General features: G+C 72.2%; 10 protein-coding genes and 1 pseudogene. 6 read left to right on the forward strand and 5 right to left on the reverse strand.

The window, feature by feature from the left end; translation table 11 throughout:
- The first annotated feature begins 21 nt into the window (after nt 1-21).
- The 3 genes from ABZ876_RS14205 (at nt 22) to ABZ876_RS14215 (ending at nt 1,978) form a co-directional block, all read left to right on the forward strand.
- On the forward strand, nt 22-264 hold the full coding sequence (locus ABZ876_RS14205; RefSeq protein WP_361779367.1) for a DUF397 domain-containing protein: 243 nt from the start codon (nt 22-24) through the stop codon (nt 262-264).
- A 130-nt stretch (nt 265-394) separates the two neighbouring features.
- On the forward strand, nt 395-1,315 hold the full coding sequence (locus ABZ876_RS14210; RefSeq protein ID WP_361779370.1) for a universal stress protein: 921 nt from the start codon (nt 395-397) through the stop codon (nt 1,313-1,315).
- A 165-nt stretch (nt 1,316-1,480) separates the two neighbouring features.
- Nucleotides 1,481-1,978: a hypothetical protein gene (locus tag ABZ876_RS14215; protein WP_361779372.1), complete on the forward strand. Its 498-nt coding sequence runs from the start codon at nt 1,481-1,483 to the stop codon at nt 1,976-1,978.
- Between the two features lie 77 nt (nt 1,979-2,055).
- On the opposite strand, the gene ABZ876_RS14220 is transcribed toward ABZ876_RS14215, so the two are convergent.
- Both ABZ876_RS14220 and ABZ876_RS14225 read right to left on the reverse strand, forming a co-directional pair.
- On the reverse strand, nt 2,056-4,041 hold the full coding sequence (locus ABZ876_RS14220; protein ID WP_361779375.1) for a peptidoglycan recognition family protein: 1,986 nt from the start codon (nt 4,039-4,041) through the stop codon (nt 2,056-2,058).
- Nucleotides 4,042-4,324: 283 nt separating this feature from the next.
- The gene (locus tag ABZ876_RS14225) at nt 4,325-5,464 is read right to left on the reverse strand and encodes an aminoglycoside phosphotransferase family protein (protein WP_361779378.1); all 1,140 of its coding nucleotides are present in this window, start codon (nt 5,462-5,464) and stop codon (nt 4,325-4,327) included.
- Between the two features lie 233 nt (nt 5,465-5,697).
- On the opposite strand from ABZ876_RS14225, the gene ABZ876_RS14230 reads away from it, so the two are divergent.
- Nucleotides 5,698-7,197, forward strand: a complete 1,500-nt coding sequence (locus ABZ876_RS14230) for a hypothetical protein (protein ID WP_361779381.1) — start codon at nt 5,698-5,700, stop codon at nt 7,195-7,197.
- Nucleotides 7,198-7,297: 100 nt separating this feature from the next.
- On the opposite strand, the gene ABZ876_RS14235 is transcribed toward ABZ876_RS14230, so the two are convergent.
- The 3 genes from ABZ876_RS14235 to ABZ876_RS14245 all read right to left on the reverse strand — a co-directional run bounded on the left by ABZ876_RS14235 (nt 7,298) and on the right by ABZ876_RS14245 (nt 11,185).
- On the reverse strand, nt 7,298-8,728 hold the full coding sequence (locus ABZ876_RS14235; RefSeq protein WP_361779384.1) for a SpoIIE family protein phosphatase: 1,431 nt from the start codon (nt 8,726-8,728) through the stop codon (nt 7,298-7,300).
- Nucleotides 8,729-8,957: 229 nt separating this feature from the next.
- A complete protein-coding gene (locus ABZ876_RS14240; RefSeq protein ID WP_361779387.1) occupies nt 8,958-10,031 on the reverse strand; it encodes a Gfo/Idh/MocA family oxidoreductase in 1,074 nt (357 codons plus the stop codon).
- A 59-nt stretch (nt 10,032-10,090) separates the two neighbouring features.
- Nucleotides 10,091-11,185, reverse strand: coding sequence for a chemotaxis protein (locus tag ABZ876_RS14245; RefSeq protein ID WP_361779390.1), 1,095 nt, complete (start codon nt 11,183-11,185; stop codon nt 10,091-10,093).
- Between the two features lie 427 nt (nt 11,186-11,612).
- Here ABZ876_RS14245 and ABZ876_RS14250 point away from each other — a divergent pair.
- A pseudogene (locus ABZ876_RS14250) lies at nt 11,613-12,631 on the forward strand (asparagine synthase C-terminal domain-containing protein); the annotation flags it as partial.
- A gap of 146 nt (nt 12,632-12,777) precedes the next feature.
- On the forward strand, nt 12,778-13,407 hold the full coding sequence (locus tag ABZ876_RS14255; protein WP_361779392.1) for a chaplin: 630 nt from the start codon (nt 12,778-12,780) through the stop codon (nt 13,405-13,407).
- Nucleotides 13,408-13,440 lie beyond the last annotated feature (33 nt).

Consider the following 13,440-nt stretch of genomic DNA (forward strand, 5'->3'; position numbering starts at 1 on the left):
CGAACCGGGAGGAGCACGGACGTGGCCGAGACCACCACCCAGCAGCACCCGCTCGCGGGCTGGGACAAGCCGGAGCTGGACCTGAGCAACGCCGACTGGCAGTCCGGCAGCCGCGGGCTCGGAGATGTCCAGATCGCCTTCGTCGAGGGCTTCATCGCGATGCGCAACAGCGGCCGCCCCGAGAGCCCTTCCCTGATCTTCACCCCGGCCGAGTGGGGCGCGTTCGTGTCCGGGGCGCGGGAGGGTGAGTTCGACCTCACCTGAGTCCGCCGCTCGGGTTGTCTCCCCCGGCCCGGAATTTCCGGACACGCGGTCGTGAAAACCGTCCCGGGGCCGCCGTCTGCGCCAGGCTGGCACCTGAACGATCACAGCTGTGCGCCGGAGGCGACATTCCATGAGCACCCTGCCGGTCGTCGCGGCCGTCGACGGGTCGGACGACAGCCTGCGCGCCCTGGACTGGGCGCTGACCGCGGCCCGGCTGCGCAAGGCGCCGCTGCGCGTGGTCCACGCACGCCAGTACGCGCCCTGGGCGCAGCCCGACGTGCCCAGGGCGGGCGGCCCCCCGGAGCCGGCCGTGGACCCCGTGCTCGAGCAGGCGCGAGCCCGGGTGGAGAGCCAGGGGACGCGGAGGGTCGTGGAGTACCTGGCTCCACAGGGCCCGCCGGCCGCGGTCCTGCCCGAACTGGGCTCCGACGCCCAGCTGCTGGTGCTCGGCTCCCGAGGCCGCGGAGGATTCGCCAGCCTGCTGCTCGGCTCCAACAGCCTCGCGGCGGCCCGCGACGCCCCCTGCCCGGTGGTCGTCGTACCGCGACCGGGACGCGAGGTGCACGAGGGCCCGCCCGTGGCCCCCGGGCCACGGGTCGTCGTGGGCCTGCACATCGACAGCCCCGCGCAGGCCGCCCTCGCCTTCGCCTTCGCGGAGGCCGAGCACCGGAGCGCCCGGCTGCACGTGATCTCCTCCTACTCGTGGCCCCCGGTGCAGCTGTGGCCGGCACCCGGTGAACTCATGCCCCCCGCCGTCGACGAGAACGTCGTCGAGGACGAGATCCGGACCGAGGCCGCGGCCCTGCTCGCTGTCCATCGCGAACGGCACCCGCACGTCCGTGTCGAGCTGTCGACCCCGCCCGGCGATGCGGCGGGACATCTCGTCGCGGCCTCCCAGGGCGCGGAACTCGTCACCGTGGGACGTCACCGCCGCCGGCTCCTCGCGCCCGTCCGCATGATCGGCTCCGTGACGCAGGCCGTCCTGCTGCACGCGGCGAGCCCGGTCGCGGTGATCCCGCCGACGGCGGAGCCCGCCCGCACCGACGGCTGACGGCGCCTTCGGCCCGGGACCGTGGCGCCCGTGTTGGTGAGCGGGAGACCGCGCCGAACAGGCGCCGCTCATCCCGAACGGCCGCCGGAAAAGGCGGATGCCGTACGCAACGCGCAGGCCGGGGACCAGATCCCGGCTTTCGGCTCGGACACGTACCATGGCGGCATGTCCTTCCTCCGCCGCCGCAGCGCCACTCCCGCCGGGCCCGACTTCGACGTACTGGCCATGGATCCGGGGGACTGGCCGGGCAATCTCGGTGCCGGTCTGCTGCCCGCCCCCGACGGCAGCTGCCAGGGCGTGTTCCTGCGGTACGACCTGTTCGGCGGCCGCGGCACCGCGATGATCATCGGCAACCTGCCGGAGGGCTCCCCGGCCCGCGAGGTCCCCGAGGGCGAGATCCCCTTCGAGGTGGCCCAGCTCCTCCTCGCGCTGGGGAACGACGAGGAGGTCACCGTCGTCGGGACCGAGGAAATCCCGGTGATGCAGGGCGACAACCTGCTCATCGTGCGCCGCCTCAAGCTCTCGGAGAGCCGGATCTCCTGCGTCCAGTTCGACCGCAGCGACAACGTCCTCGTGACCATCGCGGCCTGGGACCGACCGATCCCCGACGACCTGTACGCGCTGCTGAAGCCGCTGCCCGCGGAGCTGTTCCAGCAGGGCTGACCGACCGACGCACGAAGGGCCGGACCCGCCACCCGCGGGACCGGCCCTTCGCCGTCCGACGGCTACGCGCCCGACGGCTACGCGCCCGACGGCGAGGCGTCCGACCGCTGCACCCGGACGTCCGCCGCCCGCACGAACGCCACCCGGTGGCCGAACTGGATCTCGTAGTACAGGTCCCGGCCGACCACGACCCGGTGGGAGTCCGTGGTGAAGGTGACCGCGTAGTAGTACTCGCCCGGCACCCTGTCGCCGATCACATACCTCTGGCCCGCAGGCAGGCGATACGGCAGCGGTGACACCGACTGCGCGGGCACCCCCTCCGGGTACGCCTCCTTCTCCGGGTACGCCCGGCCGTACACCGGGATGTCCGTGAGGCCGGCCCTGGGCGTCACCACGAGCCCGGACGCGTTCACCGCCGTCCGCCGCTCCTTCGGGTCACGGAACCAGGCCCTCTGGCCCAGATACCAGATCGCCGTCCAGTCCCCGTCACGGCCGGCGACCGCGTACCGCTGGCCGGTGGAGGCCCGTGAGCCCACGTCGTTCACGTCGATCGTCGAGTCGCCCCCCGCCGGATGCAGCCCGATGTCCTTGATCAGCGGCGAAGTGTCGTCCGGCGCGCTGTACAGGCGCACTTCGCTGGAGCCGTGCGCCGCGCACGGCACGCCCGGCCGAGTGCAGCCCGTGTACTCCGGCTGGTTCGCGGCGTAGTCCGGCAGGATCGTCACCAGTCCGCCCCCGGGGCCGGCCGTGGTGTGGAACGGACTGCCGAGCAGCTCGAAGTAGTGCCGCCAGTCCCAGTACGGTCCCGGGTCCGTGTGCATGCCGGGGATCGTCGAGGCCGTCGGGCCCGGCACGTTGTCGTGCCCGAGGATGTGCTGCCGGTCCAGCGGGATGCCGTACTTCCCGGCGAGGTATCCCACCAGCCGCGCCGACGAACGGTACATGGCCTCGGTGTACCAGGCGTCCGGCGAGGCGAGGAAGCCCTCGTGCTCGATGCCGATCGACTTGGCGTTGACGTACCAGTTGCCCGCGTGCCAGGCGACGTCCTTCGCCTTCACATGCTGGGCGATCAACCCGTCCGTGGAGCGCACCGTGTAGTTCCAGGAGACATAGGTGGGGTCCTGGATCAGCTTGAGCACGCCGTCCCACCGGCCTTCGGTGTCATGGACGACGATGTACTCGATGCTCTGGGACACCGGCCGGTCGCCCAGGTCGTGGTTGCCGTAGTCGTCGTCGCCGAACGGCTCGTACGGCGCCGGGACCCACGTGCAGGAGACGCTCCGGGGGCATTCGGTCGTGTCGGTGCCGGCCGGACGCAGCCCGGTTCGATCGAGTTGCGCGATGTCCGGTGCCACCTCCGGCCGCGCGGCGAGCGTCACCCTCTGCCCGGTGTCCGTGGTGCGCCGTTCGCCCTCGCGCAGCACGGAGAAGACGTCATTCGCGTACGCCGCCGCCGTGGCCCGGTCGTCCGCGGACGAAAACTCGGCCACCGCCCCGTACCAGTCGGCCGGGTCGTCGCTGAGCGGTTCGCCCAGCCGCTTCTGCGCCGCGGCGAGCAGCGCCGCACCACCCGCGATGTTCGCCGCCGGGTCGGTGCGCAGCCGGGCGGCCGGGATGCCGGTGAGCGCGGCGGCCCGGGGCAGCGTCTTGAGCCGGGCCGGCAACTCGGCCTCCTCGGGCATTCTCGTCGTGGGCAGCAGCGCGGCGCGGGCCTGGTCGCCGCGTGCGTCCTCCGTGCCCTCGCCGTGATGTGCGGCCCGGGCGACCGCGGTGCGGGCGTCGGTCAGATGCATCGGACCGTAGCCGCCCGAGACGCTGGGTGCGCCGCCGTGTGTGTCCCAACGGGACTGGAGGTAGGAGACGCCGAGGAGCACGCTCTGCGGTACGTGGTATTCGGCGGCCGCGGCGGCGAAGGCGCCCTGGAGCCCGGCCGGTGCGCCGGGCGCGGGGGCAGCGCCCAGCAGCGGCAGCAGCAGCGCCGCCGCGGCGAGAGCGCCGGCCGTCCTGACGGTGGTGCGTCTGTGCCCGGTGGGGGAGTGGGGGTCGGTGGCGGAAACGCGCAATGCAGCCTCCTGGGACGGTCGGGCGCGGTGGGGGTGCGGCCCGGACGTGCGTCAGTGGTACCGGCTCTCCGACGATCCGTCAATCATGCGCGCTGGCGGGCGATTTCCCACGTCAGCGGCGGTGGGGGGAGTTTCCTGACGGTGGTGACACGGCCTGCGGGGCGTCAGTGGAGTGGACCAATGGCCCGGACGGATCAGTTCCCAGGAGGAGGCGTGACCCCGGGACACGACGAAGGTCCGCGGTACGCCGCTCTCGCGTACGCACCGCGGACCGTCATCCCCCTCAGCGAGTACTGACCGCCGCTCGAACGGCCCGTCGGGCCAACTGGCAGTCGTCGTGCAGCCGCCGCAGCAGCAGCCGCTGTTCCTCGCCGGACGGCGCAGCACCCGGGGGGGCCACTCCCGGTGCCGCCGGGGCCGTGTCGTGCATCGAACGCTGCACGGCCGTCTCGTAGGTACGGATCTCCCGGGTCAGGACGAGCATCAGGTTCACCAGGAAGGCGTCGCGCGAGGCCGGGCCCGCCGACTGCGCGATCTGGCTGATCTGACGGCGCGCCACGGGCGCGTCACCGAGAACCGCCCACAGCGTCGCCAGGTCGTACCCGGGCAGGTACCAGCCGGCGTGCTCCCAGTCCACCAGCACCGGACCCGCCGGTGAGAGCAGCATGTTCGACAGCAGCGCGTCGCCGTGACAGAACTGCCCCATGCCCTGACGGCCCGCCGCGTGGGCGATGTCGTGGAGCAGCTTCTGCAGGTCGCCCATGTCCCGGTCCGTGAGCAGCCCCAGCTCATGGAAGCGGGCGATGCGCTCCGGGTAGTCCAGCGGGGCGTCGAACGTGCCGGCCGGGGGACGCCACGCGTTCAGCCGGCAGATCGCGCCGAGCGCGGTCCGGATGTCCGCGCGCGGCGGCGCCTCCACGGGATGCCGCTGAAGTGCCGCGACCCGGCCCGGCATCCGCTCGATCACCAGGGTGCAGTTGTCCGGGTCCGCCGCGATCAGCCGGGGCACCCGTACCGGTGGCCGGTGCCGGACGAAGGACCGGTATGCCACTATCTCGTGCCGGCTGCGCTCGGACCAGATCGGTGACTGGTCCAGTAAGCACTTGGCGACCGCCGTGCTGCGCCCGGTCGTGCCGACGATGAGGACGGAGCGCCCGCTACGGCGCAGCACCTGAACCGGGGTGAACTCCGGACAGATGCGGTGCACCGAAGCGATCGCCGTGCGCAGTTGCGCGCCCTGAGGGCCGGACAAGTCGATTCTGCCGCTGAGCGGTGAGGGGCCGACACCCGGGACGCGGCGCGTACGGCCGGTGCCGAGCACCGGGGCCGCCGACCGTGCGGGGTCGAGGTAGGGGCCGCCGGTGCCCGGGCGGGGGCGCAGCGACCGGGGCGGGGCGGACACGGAGGACGATGCTGCGTACATGGGTGATACAGATCCCTTCGTGTGCCTGCGAGTAGCGCGCTGCCCGCCCCGGCCGCCGCGGGTGCACCCTGGGGAATGTCCGTGCGGCGACCGGGTCGGGGTGGCGCGTTCCTACCTGACACCCGTGGCCCGGTGGCACACCATCTGGCGCACCCTGGCGAACCCTGGCGAATAGTCCACAAGCAACTGACGGCGGGCTACTGTCGACTCAGCCGAGAACCTGGGGGCTTGACGTGAGCGGACAACCCAACACCCGCCTGTCGGACCTGTTCGGCCTGGCCGGCTGGTCCAAGGGCGAGCTCGCGAGGATGGTCAACCGGCAGGCGGCGGCCATGGGTCACCCCCAGCTGGCGACCGACACCTCACGGGTGCGGCGTTGGATCGACATGGGAGAGATCCCGCGCGATCCGGTTCCGCGGGTGCTGGCGGCGCTGTTCACCGAGCGACTCGGCCGTGTCGTGACCATCGAGGACCTCGGTCTGGTCCGGCACGGGCGCGTGGGGAGACGGCGTGACGACGGGCATGCGCAGCACCCCGACGGAGTTCCGTGGGCGCCCGAGCGGACTGCTGCGGTCCTCACCGAATTCACGGGAATGGACCTCATGCTCAACCGACGCGGCTTGGTGAGCGCGGGCGCCGCGCTCGCCGCGGGATCCGCACTCAGCAGTGCCATGCACGACTGGCTGCACACCGATCCGGCCCTCGCGGCCGACGCTCCCCGCTTCGACGATCCCCTGCACGCCGACCCCGCTGGGTTCGACCGCTACGAGGCCGCCCCCATCGGGTCGCAGGAGATCGAGGAACTGGAGCGCTCGGTCGAGGTGTTCCGGGCCTGGGACGCAGCCCGCGGCGGCGGGCTGCAGCGCAAGGCTGTCGTGGGACAGCTCAACGAAGTGGGAGGCATGCTCGCCTACCGCCACCCCGACCACCTCCAGCGGCGCCTGTGGGGCGTCGCCGCCAACCTCGCCGTCCTCGCCGGGTGGATGTCGCACGACGTCGGCCTGGAGCCCACGGCGCAGAAGTACTTCGTCATCGCCGCCCACGCGGCCCGTGAGGGCGGCGACCGTCCCCGCGCCGGGGAGGCACTCTCCCGTGCCGCCCGCCAGATGGTGCACCTCGGCAGGCCCGACGACGCACTGGACCTGATGCAGCTCGCCAAGTCCGGCTCGGGCGAAGAGGTGCTGCCGCGCACCAAGGCCATGCTCTGCACCATCGAGGCCTGGGCACAGGCGTCCATGGGCAAGGGGCAGGCCATGCGGCGCACCCTCGGCGAGGCGGAGGACCTGTTCGTCTCCGACAAGGGGGACGTGCCCCCGCCGAGCTGGATGCAGCTGTTCGACGAGGCGGATCTGCACGGAATGCAGGCCCTGGCCTACCGCACTCTCGCCGAACACGAGCCGGGTGCGGCCCTGATCGCCCAGCGGCACGCCAAGGAGGCGCTGGAGCTGCGGGGCACGGGCCGGGACCGGTCGAAGATCTTCGACCACATCTCGCTCGCCTCCGCCTGCTTCATCGCCGACGACCCGGAACAGGCCGACCGCTACGCACGACTGGCCCTGACCTCCATGGGCGCGAATTCGTCCCTGCGGACCTGGGACCGGTTGCGCGAGATGTACCGGCTCACGGGACAGTACGCCAGTTACCCGAAGATCCAGGACCTGCGTGAGGAGATCAAACGGGCGCTTCCCAAGGGCCTCACAAAACCCGGGAGCGGCAACCGCGCACCGGCGTGAGGCGGCTTGTGACGGATCCGCTCACCCGCGCAGGTCCGGGGAACCCGTCCGTCGAAGACCGGTCCGGGGGACCCGTCCGTCAGCCCGAGGTGCCCGTTCGTCAGGAGACGACCCTGACGACGAGCAGGCAGGCGTCGTCCTCGCGCGCGTTGTCGCCGAACGCCTCCACGACCATCCGGACGCAGTCCTGGGCCGTGCGGGCTCCGCCGAGGCGCGGGGCCAGGTCGAGCAGCTCCCGGACGGCTGCCGTTCCACTGCGCCGCGGGACCAGCCCGTCGGTGTGCAGGAGCAGCAGGTCGCCTTCCTCGAGGGTCACTTCGGCCTGCCCGTAGGCGGCGGACGAGGTCGCCCCGAGCAGCACGCCGTCCGGTGCTGCCAGCACGCGCCCCGTCTCGCCTCGGTAGAGCAGCGGGGCGGGGTGTCCTGCCTGCGCCCAGCTCAGGGTTCGGGTGGCGGGCCGGTAGCGGCAGCAGACCGCGCTGCCCAGGGCCGGCTGGACGGAGGCGTCGAGCAACTGGTTGAGCCAGCCCATCAAGGTGCCGGGTTCGGTGCCCGCGACGGCCATCCCGCGCAGGGCGCCGATCAGTGTCGCCATGCCCGAGGCCACGGTCACCCCGTGTCCGGTGAGGTCGCCGACGCTGAGCAGGGTGTCCCCGTCGGGCAGCTCCAGTGCGTCGTACCAGTCGCCGCCGATCGGTGCGCCGATGGACGACGGCAGATGGCGGGCGGCCAGGTCCAGTGCGCCGGGGCCGTGGCGCGGGAGCCGCAGGGAGCCGTGCCAGGGCGGTAGCACGGCCTCCTGCAACTCGACCGCGAGCCGGTGCTCGGTCTGCGCACGCTGCCGGTGACGCTGCAACGAGTCACGGGTCTCGTGCACGGTCCGCTGACTGCGGCGCAGTTCGCTGACATCCCGCAGCACGGCCCACATCGAGGCGGTGCTGCCGTCGGCGTCGAGCACGGGCTCGCCCATCATGTGCACGGTGCGGACCTCGCCGCCGGGGCGCACGATCCGGAACTCGCCGTCGATGGGCTTGCCGTCGACCAGGCAGTCCGTGACCATCGCCGTCAGCAGCGGCCGGTCCTCGTCGTGCACCAGCGAGGGCAGCTCGTCGAGGGTCGGCGCGGGGACCGAGGGGTCGCGGCCGAGGATCCGGTACAGCTCCCCGGACCAACTCGCCTCGTCGGTCAGGAGGTTCCACTCCGCGCTGCCGACCCGGCTGAGCAGCGAGCCGCCTGGGGCCGGGAGCGGGACCGCCGGGCCGGGGTCCGCGCCACGGTGCTCGGCGGCCACGGCCGGAGGGCCGTCCCGCAGCTGTCCCAAGTGCTCGTCCAGATCGTTGAGTTGGTGCAGTGCGAGGTCGCACAGTGCGCGCTGCCAGCGGCCCTCGGGATCCGAGCCGTCCTCGGGTGCCTCCCGCCGTACGGCGTCCACCTCTCCGCGCAGCTGCCGTGTCTGCGAGAGAAGCGCGTCCACCGTGCCGTGCCGGGGGGACCGGGCGGCTGGGCGGTCCGCGGAGAGATGGGGTGGCATGACGCGCTCCGATACGGGACGGTTCGACCAAGGCTTACGGAAGGACCGTTACGACTGTTGCACAGCCCGCGACGCCCTGTAAGGGATTTGGCAACACACGATACGGTGGTGCTTCTGGCATATGCCACCGGCCCGGTGGAGTGTCCCCGGGGGTCGGCGGGCGCGCCGGCCCGGACCGATCAAGTCCCGAGTGACGCAAGGGACTTGAGGGGTCGCGGATACGGCTGAGTCATCGCTCAAGCGTGCGCCCGGGGAGCGTGTGTGTCACTGCGTCCGGGTGGCCGTCGTAGTGGGCGTACGGCTCCGGTCGCGGGGCGAGGTCCACGGTCTGCCGGACACCGTCCCGCCGCGCCCGGACCGCGGCCTCGGCTACCGCCGAGGCCGCGTACCCGTCCCATACGGACGGCCCGGTGACCCGCCCCTGCCGCGTGGCGTCGACCCAGGCCTGCACCTCCCGGTCGTAGGCCTCCGCGAACCGCACGAGGTAGTCCTGCGCGACCTCCTCGTGCGCGGTCCCGCCACTCGTCACCACCATGGTGTGCCCGTCGCCGATACGGGCGCTGCCGTCCTCGCAGACCGCCTCGCAGCGCACCTGGTAGCCGAAGCCGGAGTTGACGAGGACCTCCACGTCGACAAGGGCGCCGCCCGAGGTCTCGAACACCACGAACTGGGGATCGAGAAGGTCCTCGGGGGCGTTCCGGGACGGCCGCGGACACAGCACCGACACCGCCGTCAGCTCCTGGCCCAGCAGCCAGCGGGCCGCGTCGATCTCGTGCGAGACGGAGCTGTTGATCAGCATGTCCGTGGTGAAGTGCGGAGGCGAGGACACATTGCGGTGCGTGCAGTGCAGCATCAGGGCCCGGCCCAGTCGTCCGCTGTCCAGCAGGGACTTCAGACGCATGTACTCGGTGTCGTACCGCCGCATGAACCCCACCTGCGTGAGCCGCCGTCCGAGCCGGGCCTCCGCCTCCACCACCCGCAGCGCCCCGGCAGCGTCCGGAACCAGCGGTTTCTCGCACAGCACCGGCAGCCCGCGCGCGAAGGCCGCGAGCAGCGCCTCCTCGTGCGCCGGTCCGGGGGAGGCGATCAGCACGGCCTGGACGCCGGGAGCGTCGAGAGCCGCCTCCGGTTCGGGACACACCCGTACGCCGTCGATGCCGCCCGTGGCCTCCTTGGCGCGGTCCGTGTCGGGATCCGCCACGGACACCACTCTGGCTCCGCTCACGCCACGGTCCAGACGGCGTACATGGTCGGTCCCCATGTGTCCCGCACCCAGTACCGCTACGCCCAGCAGGCCGCCCATGTGCCGCCCTCCCCTTCCGCCGATCGTCCCGGGCAGGGTAGACCGCGGAAGGGGCGGGTTCAGTAGCGGAGCACCCCGGCGATGCCCTGTGCGTCGCCGAGGGTGCCGTCGGGAACGAAGCGGACCTCGGCGCCCGTGTCCAGGCACCGCTCGACGATCTCGTCCACGATGTCCTCGCGGACGTCCAGGTCCCCGCTCTCGGCCGGCACCAGGTGATCACCGGCATCGTCACGGACCGTCACCCGGTAGTTCTCCTCCACGACGAGCAGCCGGATGCGGCCCTCCGACGCGTTCTGCCAGACCTCGTCCACCCCGGCGGCGTACGCCTTGCGGCCGCGCGCCGCCACCAGCTCACGGCCGGCCGTGTCGACGTTCCTGACGTCCTCTGCGGCGATGATCGGCTGAACCGCACGCCACACGGTGTCGCGGGTGCCGTGGGCGAGACCGCCGTGCGGGGCGTGGACCGCGTCCTTGGTGACAGTGCCGACCTCGTCGAGGGCCGACAGCGCCGCCGGCTGGCCGGTGACGTACAGCGGCCGCGGGTCCTGGCGCAGAACCCTGCTCAACGCGGTGTCGGCCTCGCGCAGGAAATGACGGGTGCCCTCGTCACGGAAGGTGCTCGGCATGTCGCCGATCTGCTGCCGGCGCTCCGCGTCGAAGTTCTCCCGGCCCCGGGTCAGCGGGAAGGCGCCCCTGCGCTCCTCGGTGACCTGGCCGGCACCGCCGTTCCACAGCGTGACCCGGTCCGCGGAGACCGCCAGTACCCAGAACGGCCGCTGCGCGGCCTGCGCGGCCACCAGGTTGCGGGTCAGGAAGGTGTCGGAGAGCACCACCCGCTCGGGCACCGTACGGGACAGCGACCACACCTGGTGCTCGCCGGGCGCCGCGAAGATCACAACGCCGTCCTCGGTGTAGGTCAGGTCGACCTCGCTGAGCGCCTGGTCGAGCTGGGCCTCGACGTCGACGCGGCGCTCACGGGTGACCGCGGGATCGGACTCGAGCTGCCTCTTCGCGTCGGCCAGCGCGTTGCGCAGCCGTACGCGGTCCTGGATGTTGTCCGGCTCGCGGCGGTGCGTCGGCGCGAAGACCGACACCGCGGGGTACGGCCGCGGCCGGCGCAGTTCCGCGAGGGTCGAGGGACTGAGCGCTTCCATATCAGCACCTTAGGGCCGATTCGAGTGTCGGGCATTCGGGGCAACCGGCCACCGGGCCGCCGCCGTGCCGTACGCCCTCGTGTGGCGGCTGTCCGGCCGTGCGAGGGGTTGGCGAACTCTTTGCCGGTAGCCGAGACCCGGCGGATCCGGCCCGGCACGGAGCCGGTCCGCGGGTACGCACGACGCAACCGGGCCGAAAGGCCTGGGGACCGGGGTCCGCACCGTGACGGACGAGTTGACCGCCCTGCGCACGTGACACACGCTCGACATATAGCTGCCCGATACATCTGGTTTGGGTGCGAGGGTCAGGACGCGGGAGGTCGGACATGTGCGGGATCACCGGCTGGGCCTCCTACGACCGTGATCTGCGGGCCGAGGGCACGACCCTGGACGCCATGACGGAGACGATGGCCTGCCGCGGACCCGAGCCGCACGGCAGCTGGCCGGGCACGGCGAGAAGGTGCGCAGTTTCGCGGTGGACTTCGTCGGGCAGGCCGACCACTTCGTCGCCGACGAGCTGCGCCGCACACCCGACACGCCCTTCGTGCACGACGTCGCCCACGCCTGCGGCACCGACCACCGGGACATCGTCCTCGACGCGGATGCCCTCGCCGACCTCGACGTGCGCGCCGCGGTCATCCACGCCCGGGATCTCCCAGCCGGATTCGGCGACTTGGACACCTCGCTGCTGCTGCTGTTCCGGGCGATCCGTGAGCACTCCACGGTGGCGCTGTCGGGGGAGTCCGCGGACGAGGTCTTCGGCGGTCACCTCCAGTTCTTCGACGAGGAGGCCCGTGCCGCCGAGACGTTCCCCCGGCTCGTGTCCCCCGTCCTCCGCTCCGACGAGGAGGAGGACGTCCTGCGCCCCGAACTGACCGAGGCCCTCGACCTCGAGGCGTACATCGCGGACGGGTACCGCTCGGCGGTCTCCAAATCGCGCGCCTGGACGGCGAGAGCGACTTCGAGTACCGGATGCGGCGGATCTGCCACCTCCATCTGACCCGCTTCGTGCGGCTCCTGCTCGACCTCAAGGACCGCGCCGGCATGGCGGTCGGCCTGGAGGTGCGGGTGCCGTACTGCGACCACCGGCTCGTGGAGTACGTGTACAACACGCCCTGGTCGCTCAAGTCGTTCGACGGCAGGGAGAAGTGCCTGCTCCGGGAGGCCACCCGGGACCTGATCCCGAAGTCCGTCTACGACCGGGCCAAGAGCCCGTACCCGTCCACGCAGGATCCGAGGTACGCGGTCGCCCTCCAGGAGCACGCCAAGGATCTGCTCTCCCGCCCCGATCATCCCGTCTTCCGCCCCGTCGGCCGGGAACGGGTACGGCAGGCCGCCCGGCGTGACACGCCGCAGATCACCCAGACCTCGCGCCGCGGCCTCGAACGGACCCTGGACCTCGCGCTGTGGCTCGACCTCTACACGCCCGAGCTGTCCCTCACCTGACAGTTCGACACCGGGCCACTCGATGGGGTGAAAGGAGGATAAGCCATAACTCGGATTGGTCCCTCTGCGTTTTATCGGGTGCGAGCGAGTGCTCGCGACGATGTCTGGAAGGCAGGGAACCTATGAAACGGGTTACCCGAAATGGTTTGATCGCCGCGGCCGCCGCCTCGGGAGCGCTGGTAGCGGCGCTTCCGGCGCACGCGGACTCCGCGGCGAACGGCACCGATGCGGGTTCGCCCGGACTGATCTCCGGCAACAGCATCCAGCTGCCGGTGCACGTGCCGGTCAACGTGTGCGGCAACACCGTGAACGTCATCGGGGTCCTCGACCCGGCCGCGGGCAACGCCTGTGTGAACCAGGGCAGGTCCCGGGGCGGTCCGCACCAGGGAACCGGGACCGCTCCCGGCGGCTCCTCCGCGCACGGACGGGCCACGGGCTCGGGCGGCCTGCTCGCCGGCAACGAGGTGCAGTTGCCGGTCCACCTCCCGGTGAACCTCTCCGGCAACGCGGTGAGCGTGGTCGGCGTCGGCAACAGGGCCGAGGGCAACACGTCCACGAACACCTCGCCAGGCCGGCCCCACCGCCCCACCCCGCGGCCGGCCGTACCGCCGAGGCCGCACACCCCCCCGCCGCAGGCCCACACCGTCCCGCGGCCGGCGGGCGTGCTCGCCCACACGGGTGCGGAAGCGCCCCTGCCCACGCTGGCGGGAAGCGCCGCCCTGGTGCTCGGCGGAACGATCCTGTACCGCCGTTTCCGTGCGGCCGCGACCCGCTGAGCCGTCCCCGGTATGCCGAAGAGGGTCCCGCCG

This window comes from Streptomyces sp. NPDC046931 (assembly GCF_040644655.1).
In the GTDB taxonomy this organism is placed as follows: Bacteria; Actinomycetota; Actinomycetes; order Streptomycetales; family Streptomycetaceae; genus Streptomyces.